The sequence below is a fragment of the Peribacillus sp. V2I11 genome (genome assembly GCF_030817135.1).
In the GTDB taxonomy this organism is placed as follows: Bacteria; Bacillota; Bacilli; order Bacillales; family DSM-1321; genus Peribacillus; species Peribacillus simplex.
Genome location: NZ_JAUSYW010000001.1, coordinates 332,204 through 351,572 on the forward strand (window position 1 = coordinate 332,204; position 19,369 = coordinate 351,572).

Sequence of the window (19,369 nt, forward strand, 5' to 3'; positions counted from 1 at the left end):
GGTAGATTCATGTACAGTTTGTCGGATGTGTTTATATTGGACACCATTAATATTTTAAAGTCGTCGCACATGAACTAGCATAATCAATAGCGATTTTCTTTTCGCTTATAAAACCTCAGTAAAAAGAGCTTATCCCTAGAGGGATAAGCTCACAGTTTGTAGACAAAAGGGGTTCGGAATTAAAAAATTCTGAACCCCTTTTGAAATTCCCTTTGAATTTTCGCCTAAAGTTAAGAGATTGGGGCTCTACGAGCCCACTATGTTAGGCCATTTTTGGACCTCGCCATGTCCAATTGGCCATCTTCTTTAAATTAATGGCAGCGAAAGTAAGCATCGCCTGCATCGACAATTTTTTAAGTCCCCTTAAAGTAGTCCAACGCATACCATGCTTTTCTTTTGCATCTGCGAATGCACGCTCAATCGTTTCTTTACGTTTTGCATATATAGGTTTTACATCTTGATGATGACGCAGATGATCTGCTTCTTCCACATGTGTTTGCCAGATATGCCGTGTCACCACTTTTTGACAGTCTTTGCTTTCTGTACACCGAGATAAAAATGAGCATGTTCTACAAATTTGTTTTGGCGATTTGTACTCGCGATAGCCCTCTTTATTTGTTGTTGAGTACTTTAAAGTTTCGCCCGAAGGGCAAAGGTAACAATCAAAATGTTCATCGTATACATAGTCCTGTTTGCGGAAAAATCCTTCTTTGGTGCGAGGACTTGTATAAGCTAAAGCCGGTATGATTTCTTTGTTAAATAGGTAGCTTGTAATCGCTGGTGTTTTATAAGCTGCATCTGCGGTAACGGCTTCCGGTTTTCCAACTTTCTCAATCACTTGTTCAACTAGTGGCTCTAAGATCTGACTGTCATGTGTATTTCCAGGTGTTACAATCGTTCCCAATACAAAACCGTTGCGGTCTGCGGCCGCGTGGAATGAATAGGCAAACTGTTTTGTTCGTTCATCTTTCACATAGTAGCCACTCTCAGAATCCGTTGTACTTTCTTTAATCTCTTTGGTCTCTTCTTTATCAAATTTATCTGGTGGAAAAGGCTTTTTTCCATGGTTTTCACGATCTTGATTGATTTCTTCTTGAAGACGTCCTTGATACGCTCGTGTTTCTTTACGAACGATTTTCTTTTCAAATTTCCGTTTATTCGCACTGGCTTTCACATGTGTGGAATCCACGAAAACGTGTTCACCACTTATTAACTTTTTATTAGCAGCTGTCATTAAAATGCGATAGAAAATCTGTTCAAACAGGTCTGTATCTTTAAAGCGTCGCTCATAATTTTTCCCGAACGTAGAGAAATGAGGTACTTTATCATGGAAACCATAGCCTAAGAACCAACGGTAAGCCATATTGGTTTCAACTTCTTCAATCGTTTTACGCATGGAACGAATACCGAAGGTATATTGAATGAAAGTCAGTTTAACTAAAATAACTGGATCAATACTTGGGCGTCCTACCTCTGAATACATATCTTTCACCAAGTCATAAATGAAAGTGAAGTCAATGGCAGCCTCCATTTTACGAACCAAATGGTTTGGCACCAGTTGATCTAAAGTATTCATTTCAAGTTGATCTCGCTGAATAGAATCATGTTTAGAAAGCATCCTCATCACCTCAAGTTTTAATACTTCTATTTTAAAACAAAAATGACTCCAGGCAAAAGTGTTCTATCTAAAAGGTAAGACAAAGTTGATTGGAACGGAAGGTACGAGACTCCTGGGGAAAAGCGCGTCTAGGGGAGACCCCGCAGGCGAAAGCCGAGGAGGCTCCCCGACCGCCCGTGGAAAGCGAGTGCCTGGAGTGGAAATCAACGTCCAAATTGTACAAGCCATAAAAATAGACAAACTCGATTTTCATCGAATTTGTCTACAGTCTGAGAGCTTATCCCTAGAGGGATAAGCTCAGATTGTTTTTGTCTATCTTAGTTTATTTTTTAATATGATGTTTGAGTATGTGTAGTCATTTATCAAAACTAGTACTGGAAACTCTTGACCAATCTATTGATGGTCCACCAAAAGTAAGACTATATGAAAATGAGCTACTCAGTGTTTTCTTGGCGTGTGAATAATGGGATTACAGAAGAAGAAACCCCCAGGGTGTCTGCCCAGCAACTCCCTAATTGAAGTAAAGCACCCTCTAGCTGATGAAGGAACTAAACTGCATAATTTATTTAAGTAACTTTATTAAAGTAAATTTGGTGGAAATACACAGCTTAATCTTTATTGTGAAAGTGGCAGATGGGTGCAAAAATATTTTGCTATCTCAACACGAAAAATTATTCATGCAAAAAAATTTGGCAGTCTAAAGTCGCTAATACTCTTTTAATTCTGCGAGTTACAAGTTGGCGCGATACTTGCATTGTAGATTAATATAGATTTTTAAAAACTTAGGAGGTACACAAAATATGTCCTTAACCCTAAATTATTGAACCATTTATAGACTAAGTCATCATGCGTATAGCAGCTTATTGTTTGGAAGAAGAAAGACCGCTGAAACTTCTTGTTTTCGATGTTTATAAAATCATCTAATGGAAAAACATATTTAAAAAACTTTTTATTGGAGGCCTTTTATGTGGGTAATCACTGTTCATTCAAAGAACAACATTAAAATATATGAGTTTGACTCTGAAAAAGAAGCTACAGATGCTTTCAGGAGTATGCAGGGTTGTAAAATCCTAACAGAAGTAATTTATTTTAATGATTTTGATTTAGTTAAATCATAAAAATTCAGAATTTTTAGCTAATTATAACTTTTTACATTCCTTTTTTAAACTAGTCAGGATTATAAAAAGAAAGATAGATGTACTAGAACCTTGTTCAAAATCGATCGATATGAACGGGACAGTTTCACTATTTTAGGAATAGATATAAAGAGGTTTATAAATTAAAGGGAGATATTTAAATGGAAACTAAATACTGTAAAGAATCAAGAGTTATAAGAACAAGTCGCATTTTCCCAAATGATGTAAATAATCACAATACTTTGTTCGGTGGTCGTTTGATGAGTCACTTGGATCAGGTATCCTCAACTTCTGCAGCGCGTCATAGCCGTAGGGAATGTGTAACTGCCTCAACAGATTCAGTTGATTTTTTACATCCAGTTCGAACATCAGATTCAGTCTCCTTTGAATCTTATGTAACATGGACAGGTACTTCTTCAATGGAAGTCTTTGTGAAAATTATTGCAGAAGACTTAAAAAGCGGTAATCGTAAAATCGCAGCAACTGCACTTTTAACTTTCGTAGCACTTGATCAACATAACCGGCCAACACGTGTTCCACTAGTCATTCCAGAAACAGAAGAAGAGCGAAAATTACATGAAACCGCACCTGATAGAGCAAGAATTCGTAAGGAAAGGAAACAAAAAAGTAAGGAATTGGCTGCATTTTTAACTACAAATTATCCCTGGGAACAATATAGTTCATGCTAAGCTTTATGGATAAGTAGTTATAAATTAGATAAGAACCAATAAGTTAATTTCGTAAGTGGAATGGAAGTCCTAGTGAATTTTACAATCAGAATGGAGCGGGACGATATTGTGTCACTGTCAGTCTTTTAGATTAGTGAAATTTCCGCTGATGTTCTTAACGGATAAGCGTATCTACGAAAAATAAAATGATAAATTCTTGCCTTTACTCCCATGGAGCAAAGGCTTTTTTTGACGAGTTTCTTCTACAAGATATAGGGAAACAAATTGTTAATTTTGGGACGGTAATTTTAGTATCCCCCAAAAAACATCTTTTTTTGAGGGACAGTTTGAAAGTCACATATGCTTACTTTTTTTTGCGTTCCTGGGCTTTTAATGCTAATTTTCCAAGTCCATTATTCGCAAATTCTACATCCGTTTTAGGTAAAGCATCATTATTCTTCAATTGCTTATTTTTATTTTTAGACATTTTTCCACCACCCCTTTAGTTTGATTTAATTATATGACTTGGATGCCTATAATAATAAATACACTATTTAAAGATCCTGTGTAATTTTTATCTTTTTTCGTTATCGGCAACCAGTATTTTTAGTTTGCGTTCTTTTTTGCAGGCTATGCTATTTGAGATTCTTCTTCAACCTCATGATTTTAACTTACCAATAATTCTAATATCTGATTTTTGAATAACTAATTGTCAATGGTTTTTAAGTTAGTCGCATTAGGAGGATTGGGTACACACATAGCAGTAGCAAAACTTGTCTTCAAGAACTATATCATCCCATAATGCAATACCCATTGCCACTGCATCAGGCCAATCAACAAAGTGTCCTCCACTTGCCTGTAGGTTGCATTCTAGAAGAGAAGGATTACATTGAACGGCAAACACCGTCTTATATGTCCCGAAATTATCCAGATCTATTGTTACAACCTATAAGAATTTCGTTTGAGTGTTCTGGGTTGACAGTTTCGTTCATATCAGTTGAATAAAATCGAGTAGGAGGAGGCGCCTAGCCTCCGACCTCTCACACCACCGTACGTACCGTTCGGTATACGGCGGTTCAGTTTAAGTCTGACGTAGTTTTGTATATCGTTCATATAGATTTACTAACCCATGATGGAGCCAATAAACATTATTAAGGGTTTTGTCAAGAATAGGACTATGCGCTATGCGCCAATAACCCTTTCTGCTATTTCCCCATTCATATGCTTTTCCAAATGGGACGCCTAATCCTATGAGTTACCTCACCCTCGTTCTTGGCAATTTCCATTGCTTCCATAGGCACATTTTAAGTCTTCTTCGAATCCATAAAGCTAAATTCTTCAATACGTTCGGAGTATCAATGAGGGCGAAATCCATAGCTATTCTCCGAAAAGGTTGAGTCATATATCTTGGTAATATTCAGGCAATGGCTTGTTGAATGGAACGGTCTAGAACGGTTGGAATACCCAATAGCCGAACTCCGCCGTTTGGTTTCGGGATTTCGATACGACGGACGGGCTGCGGTTGATAGGTACCCTGTAAAAGGGCAGTTTTCATGTTGTACCATTCGGTTACGAGGTGCGGTCTCAGGTTTTGAACCGGCATTCCATCTACACCATGGCTTCCCTTATTTCTTTCTACACGCTTCAATGCCTGTATTAAGTTTTCCCTCTCTAGTATCTGTTCCATTAACATCGTTGATATCCTTTCCTTTCTACGTGGATAAATGGTCTATTTGTACCTTTATCTGCTCCGCCCTTTTGAAGTTCCCCGTGTATTCACCACTTCTTCCTTCAAATAAGTTCCGTTAGGAATTGTTTGTTTCTTCGCAGATAACGAACGCCTAGTATTCATCCTCCTTAATCTGTTCGGTCCTTCCTTATCTTCTCGAGTAGACAAGTACTATGACCTCTGCTGACTTCTGATGATTCAGCTGTCCATCACTGGACAGGTTACCGAGTGTACTTGGCTGTCATCAGACCTCCCTGGGTAAGAGTGTGATCTTTCCCTCCATCTATCTGCTTCATTTACTCTGTACCTCCTTCGGCAGTAAGGACTTTGTTTTGTTTCGCAAACTCATCCAATGATACCTAGCCTTATATGAAGTTCGTGTTCCTCAGACCGGAGGTTTGCCGCTTGCTTCCTTCAGATTCCACGTCACCGTGGACACCCTTGCATTAAGCTAACCACTACTACTGCCTTCATGGTTCGGGACTTTCACCCTATAGATTGTACCCATGCCGGGCGCACGAAAAAGCTGCCTTAAAGACAGCTCCGATCTTCAGCTAACGCACCTGATATTTCAACAAAGTCTAAATAATAAGTTACTAAAGACAAGAATTATTTTTTAAATAAATAATACGTATTTCCCTTATACTTGCGCATATTAAAAACAATGACATTGAAAGGGAGATGGATACGTATTGTCTAAACAAGGGATGCAAAACAAGGATCAAACGAGAAAGCAAATCGAGAAACAGGATAAAAGAAATGATGTTGAACTAGGTAATGAATTTCAAATTGGAAACACAAGTTCACAGAGCCCCAAAAAAAGTGGACGTCAAGTAAATAAAAAATAACTACGATTTTTGAGGGCACTGAAAAAGTCCCTTCCGGGCCAATAGAGGTAGATTTCTCAGTTTATTCTGAGGAACTCTACCTTTTTTGTTTTATAATCAAGGTAATAAATTTATGTGGGTGAGTACGATGATACAAACGTCTATGGTTTTTAGTCCGTATATGGCCATTTATGATGTAGTGGTTCCAAAGGATAACATGTTACGCAAGATCAATGAACTTATTGACTTTTCTTTTTTGTTGGAAGAATTGAGGGACAACTCAGGAAAGTACAGAACAGGCTACATTCCAGGAGAGTGAATATTTTAAAGAAAAATCAAAAGAACGTTATAAAATTGAAGCGAAAAACAGTGAATTTGAAACACAGGCACGGGTATGATGTTGCAAAATCCTCGGGTCTACTTGGCATGGAATTACAAGGATCCATGGCTATTTTCACCGTTAATTTGAAAAGAATATTGAAATTAATGGCCTAAAAAAGTGACACACAGAAGCAAAAAAAGACGATTTCCATTCAAGTATCGAATGAGAATCGTCTTTTTTTAGTTTGGTTTACCGTACTAGTTAGAAAAACGTGAGTTTTTCAGCAGCCTCCGATTTTTCGGGGTTATTTTTTCTATTTTGTAAAAACACCATTTATTCTGAAACTAAGCTGCCCTTTTAGTTCCATAAGATAAAGGTTGCACTTAAACTCACTTCACACTCCTCTCTCTCCAAATTTAATCAATGTAATACTTCCCAGGAATATTGAAGTAAGAGCAAGATTTCTTCAAAATGTCATTTAGTCTAACATATTGTAGATTATAATAATCAAATATTTTGTTAACACGCAAAATATTAAATCTATTTGAAAATATGGTTCTGTTGCATAGCGATTCTACAAGAAAGCTAACATACTATATTTCTATGGGTTTTTTTCAACATAACAAAAAACATGTAAGATAATCTAACACATATTTATTGTATTTATTGTAAGTAATATCTAGATATGATAGTATTTTCATATGTCGTACATAATTAAATAAAGAAGGAGCTAACTAGACATGAACATTAAAAAATATCTAGGAATCACGTTTCTATTAGTTACACTATTATTTTCTGGATCTATCACTGCTATCCATAGCTCAGCAAATAGTAATCCAAAAGAAGAGAAAGTAGAAGCAACTTCAACAAATCCCAAGTTAAACAATGTTAAAATTATAGCTACTGGTGGAACGATTGCAGGTTCTGCTACATCCAATACTGACACAACTGGTTATAAAGCAGGGGCACTTGGTGTTGAAACACTAATTAAAGCTGTTCCTGAATTAAAACAAGTAGCAAATGTGAGTGGTGAACAAATCGCCAATATTGGCAGTAACAATATGGATAATAAAACCTTATTAAAGTTGGCGAAACGAATTAATGAGTTATTAAAATCTAAAGACGTTGATGGAATTGTCGTAACGCATGGAACAGATACCTTAGAAGAAACTGCTTACTTTCTGAATCTGGTCGTAAAAAGCAACAAACCTGTCGTGATTGTTGGATCAATGAGACCGGCTACAGCTATAAGTGCAGATGGACCTTTAAACTTATATAATGCTGTAAAAATTGCTGCTAGTAAAGAAGCTAAGAACAAAGGTGTTTTAATCTCATTAAATGACCGGATAGGTTCTGCACGTTACATAACTAAAACCAATACAACCATGACAGATACATTCCAATCTGAGGAACAAGGCTATTTAGGAGCAATCGCAGGTAATAAAATATTTTTCTACAATGAACCCACTCGTAAACATACAAACAAATCGGTGTTTGATGTATCGAAACTAGATAAACTTCCTCAAGTGGACATTATTTATAGCTATCAAAATGATAGTAGATATTTTTACGATGCATCTGTGAAAGCAGGAGCTAAAGGGATCATAATAGCAGGTGAAGGAAACGGTTTAACTTCTGATACTGCTTTTGAGGGTGCTAAAGACGCTGTCAAAAAAGGCGTGATTATTACTCGCTCTAGCCGTGTAGGAAATGGTATTGTTACGAGAGAAAAGATTGACGATGAAAATAATTTTGTTACAGCGGACTCACTTAATCCTCAAAAAGCACGCATTTTGACGATGCTTGCATTAACAAAAACAGATGATCCAAAAGAAATTCAGCAATTTTTTAACGAATATTAATATTTAAAATTAGAATTCCTTGATTAACTAATAGTGAATGAAATTTTAAGCATACGATGGTATAAATCACCAACGTATGCTTTTATTTATTTTTAACCATCCCTTGGTTGAATTATTAATTTATATTTATGTTTTAAGTTATTAGAAATCGCATTTTTATAGTGTATCTCACTCTACCTATCTAGGGAAAAAAATAGCCTTCCTCACCAAACCTTTCAAAGGTACTACGCCAGCGCTGTAGACAACGCTTGGGTTGATTCTTGCCAATTATTTCGAGATTAAATCCCTGGTCAATGAAAATTTGAGAGGGGGTTTTCCCCTTTTTATATTCTTTAACTGCTTTTGTCTTAAATTCCGGACTATAGGAAATAGATCGCTCGGAAACACTAATGATATTTGGATTCTTTTCAAGTTCTTTAATCTGATATTCAGTATATATATTCTTACTCATAGAAACCCTCCGTCCATACTCATTACATCTATTGAAACATAAAAAAACCCGGATAAGGGGGCTGTTGACAAAATGGGGAAGAGCTTTTGCTCCTTCCCCATTTTGATTTTTATCGTTAATTGCTTGTTTATTGATTATTCTTCTTCATTTTTTTGTAGCTAGTTCATTACTTTTACCATTCGTTTTAAGTTTAAGGCCAACGTTGAAAAGAGGCATTGTTCATGGATTTTTTGAATGCCCCTCTTATATGTCTTATATAAATTGTGCTTTATTTTCATGGTGCCAAATGAGCCTTCACACCAGACTCTTCTTAGTTTTTGAACCAGTTTGTAATCACTTGTTTTTGTCCTTTTCATGTTTTCTTCTAATAGTTCATGGGCGATGGGGCGTGATATGGTTCTTTTAGTCGCTGTTTTCCCGAAGCATTCCACTCTGAAAGGACAGACTTTACAGTCTTGGGTTTTTGCCGAATAGGTCTTGTAATTTGTTTCGCCCTTTCTCATTAAATGTGTAAAGGCTAGTTCCTTCTTATTTTGACATGGGTATATATCGTTTTCGCTATTATAAGTGAACTCCCGATGCGAGGTTGTCTTAAACGCCGAATCATACTGAGTGGGACTGATATACCCCGTTATGCCTAATTTTTTTAATCCATGGTGAATAGGCGTTGTATCGTATCCACGATCCGCCCCTACATTCTTAATATTTAAATGAAACTTCTCTTTTATCACTTTCAAGCGTTCTACGTAAGGTTCGCAGTCATTTACATTTCCTGCACTCGGATGAATATCTATTATGATTCCGTTTTGGGTATCAATGCTGGTATGAGCCAAATAGTGGGGACCTGATGGTTTCCCGGGTCGATTTAATAACCCTGAATCAGGATCGGTTTTAGAGACGGACACTATTTTTGTAGTAGACTCTTTCGGTTTTCTCCCAGCCTTTTTTCGGCCAACGTTTTCTCTTTTCTCCTGCAGTTCTTTTTCAAGCTTCTTTGCCTCTTCTTCAAGAGTATTTAAATACTGGGAAGGAGTCTTCTCAACCTCAACCTTTTTCACCTGATCCTTAGAAGCACTGGCTTTTATATGGGTAGAATCTGTCACAATGGTCTCCCCTGTGACCAATCCTTTTTCAATGCATAGTGAAACAATGTGATCGAAGATTTCTTGGAATACGGCACTGTCTTTGAACCGTCTTCGACGATTTTGACTAAAAATAGAGTGGTCGGGAATTCGATCAGTTAGATCAAGTCCTAAAAACCATCTATAAGCAAGATTTAAATGAACCTCCTGTTCAAGTTCGCGTTCTGAGTCAATATTAAAAAGATAGCCGATAAGCAACATCTTGAAAAGGAGGACGGGATCCAAAGACTTCCGGCCCAGTTTCGAATAAAAACTTTCCATTTTAACGTATATAAAAGAGAAGTCAATTCTCTCCAATATTAAGCGGAGAATATGATTAGTAGGAACAAAATCGTTCAAATCAATAAACTCCATTTTGCTTTGGTACTCATCATTGCGTCCCATCATAGAAATCCCTCCAATAAAAAACCTGCATAGAATAAATTCTATACAGGTTTCAGAAATTCCTTTTAGATTGTCAACAGCCCCATAAGGGACACTTTTTTATGTGTGTCCGTTATCCGGGGTATAGTTCAACTTTGGGTATGCTTTTCTTTACCAGTTATCCGTTTTATCTAATAATTGATCAATGTCAAATGTATCGAGATGGATTGGAATTGATTCTTCGGCAAGTTCTTCAGTAGCTAAAAGCAATTGGTCAATATCTATTATAGTCAAAAACAATTCGCCTCCCTTTTAATCACTTTTACCCTCTTAACATTACTTCTAATAGTTAATTCTTTTGAGGGTATCATTACTGCATTTGAATTTAAGGCGCATTTCACAGGAACTGACAACGACCTTTGTCTCCACAAGCTCTCCAAGCTAGCCAAGAAAGTAGGAGTACTTCACCACAGTTATGTAGCTGCCAATCTTTAACGTGAGTCTTCATAAGTCTGAAGGATTTCAATGGATGTACTTATATCGTGCAGTCTATTCAGGAGGAAGTACCATTGATTTTCACTAAGACTATACAGCGGGCTCATTCGGGATTTTCACCCGAAGCGTGAAAATCCTTCCTCTCACTGGCTGCTTATTCAATAGCAAAAGGGAAATAGGTGGTTAGGCACAAACTCTAAGTCTCATCCAGCCGACACAGCGACAGTTACTCATTAAATCCGATATAAAATTGATTTTTGTGCCACATTTCTAATAATTTCCATTATACCGGAAATGAATCTGTATAATTTTACAATTGTATAACAATTTAGTTTAGTATTTAAATCGGCTTTATTGAAATTTTTCAGTTAAGTGTCCCAAAATACCCTTTTGAGACTTTTTATTTTTGTGAGAATGCTAATAAAATGGAAGGTGCAATTGGATTTATTATTTTTATTGATCCTTAAAGAAGCTAACACACCCGTTAGTTTCAATTAGAAAAGCGAACCTTATTAAAGAATCGCGCCCTACTGCCTACTGTGGAACAAGAACCGGTTGACATAAAGCTAATTTTAGGAAGTTTCAACTATATTCTTTTTCGATTTTTATTGGTATAATATGGATGATTTTGTTGATGAGAGGGGAGAAAAAGATGAATCAACTTGTATTTAAGCAATTTGAGATGACAAGAGAATACTTCATCAAGAATGTAGAGTCCGTTTCTAAGGAACAAACTGATGTGCAGCCAGATGGTTTTAATAACACAATTCATTGGCATACAGGTCACGTTTTGACAATTACCGAACAAACTATGTTTGGTTTCCCGAATGTAACAACTCACCTTCCCACAAATTATATAGAATTGTTTGGGAATGGCACAAAACCAGCTGATTGGACAGGGAATATACCTGCTATGGATCAGCTTATCGTACAGTTGAAAGGTCAATTAACTCGTTTAAAGCAAATTTCAACTGAACAGCTAGATCAAGATTTAGATACTCCATTCCTAGGTTGTAAGACTGTTGGAGAACTTGCAGGTTTAACATTAATGCATGAAGCGACTCATATGGGGCAAATTCAGGCAATGAAGCGTATGATTGAACATGTAAGTGTTAAAAACTGAATTTAACAAAGTGTTATATTAAGATGAAAAAATCAGTCTAATAAAACTGGTTTTTTCTTTTGTTATATTTTATACATCATTAGTCTATATAACACTCTCTATTTTCATTTACTCCACTAACTATTCCTTCTTGAACACCCTTAATCTACCCATTTTTATTGCTATTCTCCCCGTTAGTGCCATAAGAAAAAGGCTGACTCAGCAATCTTATTGAAGTAAAGCACCCCTAATAAACATACACTAGATTTCTACATAAAAATTACCAGTTATTTATTAGAAACTATAGAACATTATAAAAGGGTATGATTTAACTACTTTAAGGAGGGTTTCTACCATGACAAAAAACACTCAACAGCAAAATCAAATAGACACTAAACTACCTGGATTTACTGATACTGAATTAGGACAAGAGCTTGCAAATATTCATCAAGAAGTTTCTCAATTAATTCAAACCGTATCTCAATTTCAAAATTCTCCACAAGGTGCCCAAGCAAATCAAGCTTCAAACTTATTAAAACAACAAATGAAGAAAGCAGATCAACAAAGTCAACAAGAAGAAACTCCAAACGAAAAACACAATATAAGAGATTATGATAGAGCATGGGAAGATGACCGTCTTTAAAAGAGGGCTTATTGACTCAAGTCCTTCATTTCCTTTCACTACCCTGTTTGTTGCATAAGAAAAGGAGCTGCCGTTCGGCTCCTGGAAATGAAGGAAGCAAATGTTGGCCATCCATGAAGCGCAAAAATCAGCACTTCACCACAAAGAATGAAAATGGTAGAAAATCGTCCGTACTAATTCTTTGGAAGGGTGAGGAAGGTCGATGAACTATGGAGCCTTTAGAACCTATCCGTTAGTCTGACTCCAACGGCTCGGTGCTTTACAGGCTGCCGCTCCCTTGACGCTAAACAATACAACCAGGCTCGAACCTTTTTTAGTGGATCTTACTAACTATCCCATTAGCGAGCCTGTTTTGACCCTGATGTATTCCCGAATGTACAAAAGTTCCCTGGTCATCCTCTGAGGTTCTTGTTTACTTAAAGATATCCATTCCAACTTTAAATAATGAGTTTAACCCATTAGCCACTGAATGAACCGTATTCGCATTATCCAATAGTGACTGTTTATTCTCCCCAGTTGGATTCTCTTGTGCACGTAGAAAGGAGGCTTCCAGAGCTGACAACTTTTGTTTCAACTCATTGATTTGACCTTGTACTGAAGCCTTAGTAACAATTGCAGTAGCTTCCCTGAAGCACTGTTTACCTTTTGGACTAATCGTTGCTCTGCTTATCTTCCCAGTGGTACTCTTTTTGATAGCTATGAGGTTCTTGTTCGCAAGTATCACTAACTCAGCCCTTACCACTTCAAGATTTTTATCGTACTTTTCAGCAATTTTACTTACACATCTTTCTCTATTGCATTCCTCAAGGAAAAAGAGTATTTGCTTTTGTAGATGATTCATATTGGTTTCTCCTCTTAAGTTTGTTTCCATTTGTAAGAATTATAAAGTTTCTTTCTAAAACCCCAAAACACAAATATTGTTTTTTTTCGTATTTTCTCTTACAAAAAAGCACCTTTAATTTATCACAGGAACCACAGAATCTAATATAAAACTACAAAAACTAACAAATGTTTTTTTAAATATTAAATTAATTGAACAAACATTGGAAGTATACACATTCATAACGTTAGGGAAAGAACGAGACAAGCATCATTGTTTAAGGATTAAGGAACAAGAGAATCAGTTCCATTCGATTGCAGGAAGTATTAGGCTCAACAACTCGAAGAGTAAGAAAAAAAGCTGCTAAGTTAACCGAAATCGATGAATCTAGTAAAAGGATCTAAGATCATCTCTCAAAAGCTGGTGGCAGAAATTAGAAAAGCAAATGAAAATACCTCTACAGGGTATACCTAGGATAAATTCACTGGCATCCGTTAAAATGTTCCAAGAAAACATTTTTTTCTGGAGTATATATCAATTAGGGTTTTCCAGCTTTTTCCCAAACAATAGTTAGCTCGGATTTTGAAGATATATCATCTATAATTCTTCATCACGATTTCTATATCCCTTTTCTCCGTCTGAAGTTAAAAAGTCTGTCCACCTTATATTTCCACTCAAATGCTTTACTATTACCGCAACAGACTCGATATTATAAGTCCAATGTATTTCCCTTTCGGATAATTGTTTTATCGTTTTATCTCCAAGGCTTTTTACACTTTTAAATCTTTCGATTAATCTTTAAATATTCGTTTCCAATATTCATAATCATTCCTTACCAAAAATATAATTTTCTTAAAAAATTAAGAAATACCGAAATTAGATCATTTCGGTTCATCTTTTTTATAAACAGTACAACTTTTTTTCTAATCACTATTTCGATTCTTATCGCAGTTAAAACATCTATTAATAACCGATAAATCTGAACAACTTTCATTCTCTTTTCATTTGTATATTCCTCAAAATTTTTGCCCTTTCTAAGCACATTAAATATCCCCTCTAGATAGTAGTTGTAACATTCACGTTTGTTCGTGGTCTTGTTACACTTCCTACCTTAAGGGGAAAATATCACCAGAAAATTCAAGTAACCTAATTCTCTCGTGTCTATCTTAGTCCATATTGCTTTGGACTTGCCCAAAGCTTTCGAACTTCTGAGTAAAATAACTTGAAGTAAGATCAGATATATGAACGCCAGTATTCTTTGTTGTATGAATAAAGCGACCATCCCCTAGATAAATACCTACGTGGGCTATCTCTTGACTTAAGTCTGTATCTCTAAAAAATACTAAGTCCCCTGCCTTTGGATCTCTGAGTTTCGGCAGCAAGGAATAGTAGTCCGCTGCCGAACCACGTTTAATGGAAATGCCCTGCTCCTTCATGACCCAATAGATAAAACCGCTGCAATCCATTCCAATCATCGGATCATATTCTCCGAAAACATAGGTGAATCCACGTAGAGTATATGCATACTTTATGACATCATAAGCTTTATCATAGGAAGCCTCTTGATTTGCATAAAATGGATACAAGGGACTGCTGTATATTTGAAGATACTGCCCCTGCATCAAGCTATCAGTTGGTAAAGCGTTACGCATTTTGATTGTTTCCACCGATATACCGTAAATATCCGAGATACTTTTAAGTGTTTCATTATTTTGAACGACATGCTCTCCCTTAGGTGTATACGTTTTATACGCGGCTTGGTATTGTTCAAAATATTTTTCTGTGGTAGATCTCACCTGGACTGTCTCTGCTCCGTAACCAGAATTAACAAACTGATTTCCTCCCAGATAGATCCCAGCGGTCACGACTTTTGAACTTTCCTTTTCCAGAAAAAATATAACATCTCCAGCCTTAGGAGTATCTGTATCCATTCCTTCCTTATAATAGCCTTCAACTGACATACGGTCGGTGGGCACGTTTTGTCGGGAGAGCACCCAATAAATCAAACCGCTAGAATCAAACCCTTTTTTAGGTGTCTCTTCTCCAGCCGTTTTTTTAAATCCTGTAAAAGATTTCGCATAATTCCCGATTTGTTTCCCTCTCTCTGTCCATTGATAGATCGAAGGAGTATAATCAGTCTGAATGATTAACTTCTGGCCCCTATATAACTTACCATCCGGTAAACCATTCGTCTTCATTAATTGCTCTGCCGATATATCATAAGTCGCTGCAATCGATTCTACCGTTTCTTGAGAGGATACAGTATGCACTCGATCTGCTGCTTCAACTTTTAAGCCAGATAAAAAAGTAAAACTAACCATGCCTAGTAATAAAAGCAACATACTACCTAATATTCTTTTCCCCATTTTAACCCTTCCTTTATAACCAAAAATATCCTTTAAAAAATACAGTCCTACAGTCATACAGATTTTCTTCCTTCCTAATGCAATTATGTAATAAAACATCAACTGTATAACTTTAACATAAAAATACTATTAATTGGATTTACTTCCACTTTTATTATTGAACTAACCTGCCCCGAAAGTTCAATAAGAAAAAAGAGCTGCTAAAGCAACCTTCCTTATTGAAGTAAAGCACCCGTTACTTTAATAAGAAAATCTTCTCTGTGACGCCCATTCTTTCGCTTGGCCAAATTTATAAAAAACATATTCCAATCCATTTTGGGCAAAGTATCTTTCCTCCTATCACTGGCCTGGTAACATTAGAGAATTAAGAAATCTTGTAGAAAGACTTGTGGTCATGACTTTATGACGCTTTATTACAAGCCAGTGATATATTGAATATGCTTCCACAAAGGGAAAAAACAACGTTTGAAAATACTAATATCACATTTCAAGATGAGATAAGCTTAATTAAAAAAAACGAATAAAAAAAGCATTAGAAAAAACGGACGGTAATAAGACATTGGCAGCAAAAGAATTAGGCTTTTCAAGAGTTACTCTTTACAAAAAGATAACAAAGTATGGACTTTAATATTAATTTCGAACGTTTCTAATTTTTATCAAACTACTTAGTAAACCTTATATTGGGAGATCTTTTATACAGCCTAATATACTCAATAGATAGTGGGTATATGGTAGAAAACGCCTTTCAATCGGCTAAACAACTAAACAACTACTCTTGATAAGAATCGTCCTTCAGCAGTTTTTGCAACAGATGATTTAAAAGTAATGAGTATTTATATAGCATTTACTGAGATAATTGTTCAAAACTCAGTAGCAAGCGTTCAGCATTTTTCAAATAACCAAAGCCGGATTCATTGCTGAATCCGGCTTTGGTTATTTCTACTATTTTTCGAAAATTGCATTTGATAGAAGACGGAACAAGTAATCCGGGTGGTCGCGGAATCCTGCTTCTAACCCAATAAGAGTTACATCTTTATTCTGTTCCTTTACTATTATAGCTTGGCCCTTGGCAGTTATGTTATTTTTCCAGTGACCAGCTACGAAGAAATTATCTGAATCTGCAAGGGTCGCGACGACTTCATCATTATCCGTACCCGTGAACCAAGTTGGACGATATACAAAGCCGATATCATCCTCTCCATAACCTGCTGTTAAACCGGTTCCCAAATAATCAACTTTTACGATACCATTACTGTTGGAACCTCCTACATTAATGATGTCGTCTGTAAGACCAAGTGTCTTAGTTGCTCTAGATGCACCAGCACCTACAGCTATATATTTTCCTCCTTCATTTAAGAAGCTTGTCACATTGTCTTTAAACGCATTAAGTTGCCCTTCGTTCTTTAATCCAAATTCTTTATTAGCTTCAGATAGGTTGGTAGAAATGAGACTTTCCGTTCCACTATAGACAAAAATATCAAAACCGTTTAGGGTATTTTTAGCCACTTCAACTGGCGTAACTTCTGTCACATCAAAACCTAATCTTTTCAAAGCGAGCTTTGTTCCTGCGTGTGATTTCTGTTTACCCATACCTCCATCCTTTAATATAGCCACTTTTAAAGACGTAATAGCCACTGCATCTGCTGGTACATCAGCAGTTCCAACCTGTAACCCAGATTCTTTCACCGCTGCTGATACCTGATTAGCTACTGTTTTTGCAAAGAAGTTACCTTGTGCATCACGTACAATAGGTATTCCTTGCTTAAGCAATTCATTTACTAAATTTACCGATTGGACAGAGCTGTTCGGAATCAGAAACGGTCCTTTTCCTGAAACCGTTCCTTGACCTGTAATCTGGTTTACTTTAGTTGCATTGACTTTAATAGGATTTTGTGTGGCTACTGCCTCGAATCCCCAAAGCTCCGGTAAACTCCATGCGGAAATGTCGTACATTGCTGGGGTATCGTTCGTGATGTCTTCCCCATCCCAGAGCATCGTGTTTGCTAATCCGGCTTTCGCCTGATCCATTTCAACGAGATAAGTTCCTTTTGGATATGACACTCCATCCGCTTCAAATGCATTCAAAGCTTGAATAACTTCAATATCATTATTGATCAAATGATTTACAGCCTTATTCGTAACAGTCGGATCCATAGGGTCTAGTGGAAGTATGTAGTTTTTTGGAAATAACCCTTCCTTATGAAAAGGATGGTCAAAGTTAATTCCTCTTTTAAAAACTTCAATTTGATCAGTAATCATGGATTGCTTGTTAGCTGTTGCAAATTTCAGTGCCCCCATAATCGAATTATACATCCAACGTACGCCATCCCAATCATTTGTTGGGGCTTCTAGTGTATGACCGTAAGCACCATGATACATCGCATACATTGGTGTGAAAATTGGTGGGTAATCATCCCAGCCAGCGGAATCATCTCGCAGCGGAATATATGTACCTTTCATGTTTTGATACAAGGATCCTGAATAGTTCTCATGATCCTTCATTATTTCCGCTTCCATCGCTTCTGCCTGTTTATAGGCCCATTTTCCGTATAAGTCATACTCGTAATTAGGATTATGCGGTGGCGTACAAGGCTCAATTAACCCCTGCAGATTTGGCTGATAATCCTTCACATAACCATGAGTATCAAGGAACACCATCGGGTTCCATTCTTTAATGAGCTCAACCATCTCTTTTGTTTCTGGCTGCGACTGGGTGATAAAGTCACGATTTATGTCAATTCCTTCGCCATTAAAGCGGGTGGCATCAATACGTCCATCAGGGTTTTGTACGACATTGAAAATAAGAATATTATTCTCTAAAACGTCTTTGGTTGTTGCATCATTTTGGGTAGCAAAACGTTCAATTAATTGAAGGATTGCATCGCTTCCGACAAATTCAGTCCCATGAATAGAACCATTAATCATGATTGGAACCTTAAAGTCAGGATTATTGGCAACCCATTCTTGAGCTTTGCCTGGATTCTTAAACATTTGCTTTCTAAGTGCCTTAACTTTTCCGAACTTCCCTTGCGTTGTTGGGTCAGCAATCGTGACAACGTAAAGTGGGTTTCCATCAGCTGATGTTCCACGGACTTCAACTTTCACACGGTTTGAAAGTTTTTCAATTTCCTTTAATTTGGAACCAATTTGTGAGAATTTCACAAAGTCATAGTTTTCGCTATTAAACTTGCTTCCGTCCTGTTCCTCATATGTATTAACATTTGTCCATTGAGGTTTCTCAGCATGTCCAGAACTCCACGGAATTACTGTTAGTAAACTTACAGCCATCAGGCCGGATAATGCTTTTTTCTTTTTCATCCTAAAACCTCCTGTATGTATATATAGTGATTTTTTGTATATATTAATAAATACATAGTTTAATTGAATACAACACGAAATGACTGGCTAGCTACTGGGCTGAATAAATTCTGTCGAAAGCGCTTTATTTTTATAGCGTTGACCAAACCACATCGTTAAAAATAGTCTGTATAAAATTTGATAAGCTCCCCCAGCAAGTAATGCTACATAAAGTTGATCTCCAGAAACTAGGCTGCAATAGGAGCGAATCCCAATTGAACGACTTTGTGGACACGTAATATCCAAACCCGCATTCCAGCGACTACTGTAGCTTCTTTAATTCCTTTCTAGACTGATAAATTTCTCCTTTTCTTCATCCTACTAATAAAATAAATTTCCGTATATGATTAAGAGTATCGCCTCCTTATTAAGAAATAGTGACCCACAAACTTAGATAACTGTTTTATAATATTATATACTTATTTTCGTGTTAATTAAGAATTTTCTGTTAATTACAACTGAATATTT

18 protein-coding genes and 3 pseudogenes are annotated in these 19,369 nt (G+C 36.5%); 10 read left to right on the plus strand and 11 right to left on the minus strand.

From position 1 onward, the window contains the following. Positions 1–262: 262 nt before the first annotated feature. Positions 263–1,618, minus strand: coding sequence for an IS1182 family transposase (locus tag QFZ73_RS01520; protein WP_307262135.1), 1,356 nt, complete (start codon positions 1,616–1,618; stop codon positions 263–265). 965 nt (positions 1,619–2,583) lie between these two features. On the opposite strand from QFZ73_RS01520, the gene QFZ73_RS01525 reads away from it, so the two are divergent. Both QFZ73_RS01525 and QFZ73_RS01530 read left to right on the plus strand, forming a co-directional pair. Continuing rightward, positions 2,584–2,736 (plus strand): hypothetical protein, encoded by a 153-nt coding sequence (locus QFZ73_RS01525; RefSeq protein ID WP_307262137.1) that lies wholly within the window; start codon positions 2,584–2,586, stop codon positions 2,734–2,736. A 179-nt stretch (positions 2,737–2,915) separates the two neighbouring features. Beyond that, complete coding sequence (locus QFZ73_RS01530; protein WP_307262139.1) at positions 2,916–3,443, plus strand: acyl-CoA thioesterase; 528 nt, start codon at positions 2,916–2,918, stop codon at positions 3,441–3,443. 343 nt (positions 3,444–3,786) lie between these two features. Here the strand turns inward: QFZ73_RS01530 and QFZ73_RS01535 are convergent, their stop codons facing one another. From QFZ73_RS01535 to QFZ73_RS01545, 3 genes and pseudogenes are all read right to left on the minus strand, one after another. Further along, a complete protein-coding gene (locus QFZ73_RS01535; RefSeq protein ID WP_307262141.1) occupies positions 3,787–3,909 on the minus strand; it encodes a hypothetical protein in 123 nt (40 codons plus the stop codon). Positions 3,910–4,503: 594 nt separating this feature from the next. Beyond that, a pseudogene (locus tag QFZ73_RS01540) lies at positions 4,504–5,115 on the minus strand (hypothetical protein). 48 nt (positions 5,116–5,163) lie between these two features. After that, positions 5,164–5,319: a hypothetical protein gene (locus QFZ73_RS01545; protein WP_307262143.1), complete on the minus strand. Its 156-nt coding sequence runs from the start codon at positions 5,317–5,319 to the stop codon at positions 5,164–5,166. Positions 5,320–5,843: 524 nt separating this feature from the next. Here QFZ73_RS01545 and QFZ73_RS01550 point away from each other — a divergent pair. The 4 genes and pseudogenes from QFZ73_RS01550 (at position 5,844) to QFZ73_RS01565 (ending at position 8,162) form a co-directional block, all read left to right on the plus strand. Next, positions 5,844–5,999 (plus strand): hypothetical protein, encoded by a 156-nt coding sequence (locus QFZ73_RS01550; RefSeq protein ID WP_170974108.1) that lies wholly within the window; start codon positions 5,844–5,846, stop codon positions 5,997–5,999. A 127-nt stretch (positions 6,000–6,126) separates the two neighbouring features. Further along, positions 6,127–6,297 carry a hypothetical protein gene (locus QFZ73_RS01555; protein ID WP_251437550.1) on the plus strand — a complete coding sequence of 57 codons (171 nt, stop codon included), beginning with the start codon at positions 6,127–6,129 and terminating at the stop codon, positions 6,295–6,297. Continuing rightward, positions 6,269–6,473 (plus strand): annotated as a pseudogene (locus QFZ73_RS01560) (transposase); the annotation flags it as partial. The gene QFZ73_RS01555 and the pseudogene QFZ73_RS01560, both read left to right, overlap by 29 nt. Positions 6,474–7,040: 567 nt before the next feature. Beyond that, positions 7,041–8,162 (plus strand): type II asparaginase, encoded by a 1,122-nt coding sequence (locus tag QFZ73_RS01565; protein WP_307262149.1) that lies wholly within the window; start codon positions 7,041–7,043, stop codon positions 8,160–8,162. Between the two features lie 181 nt (positions 8,163–8,343). Here QFZ73_RS01565 and QFZ73_RS01570 read toward each other — a convergent pair whose 3' ends face one another. The 3 genes from QFZ73_RS01570 to QFZ73_RS01580 all read right to left on the minus strand — a co-directional run bounded on the left by QFZ73_RS01570 (position 8,344) and on the right by QFZ73_RS01580 (position 10,412). Further along, a complete protein-coding gene (locus tag QFZ73_RS01570) occupies positions 8,344–8,613 on the minus strand; it encodes an HTH domain-containing protein (protein WP_251437552.1) in 270 nt (89 codons plus the stop codon). A gap of 158 nt (positions 8,614–8,771) precedes the next feature. Then, a complete protein-coding gene (locus QFZ73_RS01575; protein ID WP_307262153.1) occupies positions 8,772–10,142 on the minus strand; it encodes an IS1182 family transposase in 1,371 nt (456 codons plus the stop codon). A gap of 147 nt (positions 10,143–10,289) precedes the next feature. Further along, positions 10,290–10,412, minus strand: coding sequence for a hypothetical protein (locus QFZ73_RS01580; protein WP_285847440.1), 123 nt, complete (start codon positions 10,410–10,412; stop codon positions 10,290–10,292). 853 nt (positions 10,413–11,265) lie between these two features. Here QFZ73_RS01580 and QFZ73_RS01585 point away from each other — a divergent pair. Next, positions 11,266–11,736, plus strand: coding sequence for a DinB family protein (locus QFZ73_RS01585; protein WP_251437554.1), 471 nt, complete (start codon positions 11,266–11,268; stop codon positions 11,734–11,736). A gap of 334 nt (positions 11,737–12,070) precedes the next feature. After that, positions 12,071–12,358 carry a hypothetical protein gene (locus QFZ73_RS01590; RefSeq protein ID WP_251437555.1) on the plus strand — a complete coding sequence of 96 codons (288 nt, stop codon included), beginning with the start codon at positions 12,071–12,073 and terminating at the stop codon, positions 12,356–12,358. A gap of 412 nt (positions 12,359–12,770) precedes the next feature. Here QFZ73_RS01590 and QFZ73_RS01595 read toward each other — a convergent pair whose 3' ends face one another. The 3 genes from QFZ73_RS01595 to QFZ73_RS01605 form a co-directional block, all read right to left on the minus strand. Further along, the gene (locus tag QFZ73_RS01595; protein ID WP_251437556.1) at positions 12,771–13,199 is read right to left on the minus strand and encodes a hypothetical protein; all 429 of its coding nucleotides are present in this window, start codon (positions 13,197–13,199) and stop codon (positions 12,771–12,773) included. Between the two features lie 576 nt (positions 13,200–13,775). Further along, positions 13,776–13,970 (minus strand): DUF1572 family protein, encoded by a 195-nt coding sequence (locus QFZ73_RS01600; RefSeq protein WP_307272523.1) that lies wholly within the window; start codon positions 13,968–13,970, stop codon positions 13,776–13,778. 374 nt (positions 13,971–14,344) lie between these two features. Then, positions 14,345–15,544, minus strand: coding sequence for a C40 family peptidase (locus tag QFZ73_RS01605; RefSeq protein WP_307262166.1), 1,200 nt, complete (start codon positions 15,542–15,544; stop codon positions 14,345–14,347). A 331-nt stretch (positions 15,545–15,875) separates the two neighbouring features. On the opposite strand from QFZ73_RS01605, the pseudogene QFZ73_RS29125 reads away from it, so the two are divergent. Further along, positions 15,876–15,950 (plus strand): annotated as a pseudogene (locus QFZ73_RS29125) (AAA-type ATPase lid domain-containing protein); the annotation flags it as partial. A 153-nt stretch (positions 15,951–16,103) separates the two neighbouring features. Then, on the plus strand, positions 16,104–16,172 hold the full coding sequence (locus tag QFZ73_RS28840) for a helix-turn-helix domain-containing protein (protein ID WP_373458986.1): 69 nt from the start codon (positions 16,104–16,106) through the stop codon (positions 16,170–16,172). Positions 16,173–16,486: 314 nt separating this feature from the next. Here the strand turns inward: QFZ73_RS28840 and QFZ73_RS01610 are convergent, their stop codons facing one another. Continuing rightward, entirely contained in the window at positions 16,487–18,862 is a 2,376-nt protein-coding gene (locus QFZ73_RS01610; RefSeq protein ID WP_307262170.1) for a M14 family zinc carboxypeptidase, read from the minus strand. Between the last annotated feature and the right edge of the window lie 507 nt (positions 18,863–19,369).

Excerpts from the sequence above, each read along its gene's own strand:
- QFZ73_RS01520 (WP_307262135.1), bottom strand. The coding sequence starts at position 1,618 with ATGCTTTCTAAACATGATTCTATTCAGCGAGATCAACTTGAAATGAAT.
- QFZ73_RS01570 (WP_251437552.1), bottom strand. The coding sequence starts at position 8,613 with ATGAGTAAGAATATATATACTGAATATCAGATTAAAGAACTTGAAAAG.
- QFZ73_RS01535 (WP_307262141.1), bottom strand. The coding sequence starts at position 3,909 with ATGTCTAAAAATAAAAATAAGCAATTGAAGAATAATGATGCTTTACCT.
- QFZ73_RS01565 (WP_307262149.1), top strand. The coding sequence starts at position 7,041 with ATGAACATTAAAAAATATCTAGGAATCACGTTTCTATTAGTTACACTA.
- QFZ73_RS01525 (WP_307262137.1), top strand. The coding sequence starts at position 2,584 with ATGTGGGTAATCACTGTTCATTCAAAGAACAACATTAAAATATATGAG.
- QFZ73_RS01610 (WP_307262170.1), bottom strand. The coding sequence starts at position 18,862 with ATGAAAAAGAAAAAAGCATTATCCGGCCTGATGGCTGTAAGTTTACTA.
- QFZ73_RS01585 (WP_251437554.1), top strand. The coding sequence starts at position 11,266 with ATGAATCAACTTGTATTTAAGCAATTTGAGATGACAAGAGAATACTTC.
- QFZ73_RS01530 (WP_307262139.1), top strand. The coding sequence starts at position 2,916 with ATGGAAACTAAATACTGTAAAGAATCAAGAGTTATAAGAACAAGTCGC.
- QFZ73_RS01605 (WP_307262166.1), bottom strand. The coding sequence starts at position 15,544 with ATGGGGAAAAGAATATTAGGTAGTATGTTGCTTTTATTACTAGGCATG.
- QFZ73_RS01555 (WP_251437550.1), top strand. The coding sequence starts at position 6,127 with ATGATACAAACGTCTATGGTTTTTAGTCCGTATATGGCCATTTATGAT.
- QFZ73_RS01590 (WP_251437555.1), top strand. The coding sequence starts at position 12,071 with ATGACAAAAAACACTCAACAGCAAAATCAAATAGACACTAAACTACCT.
- QFZ73_RS01595 (WP_251437556.1), bottom strand. The coding sequence starts at position 13,199 with ATGAATCATCTACAAAAGCAAATACTCTTTTTCCTTGAGGAATGCAAT.
- QFZ73_RS01575 (WP_307262153.1), bottom strand. The coding sequence starts at position 10,142 with ATGATGGGACGCAATGATGAGTACCAAAGCAAAATGGAGTTTATTGAT.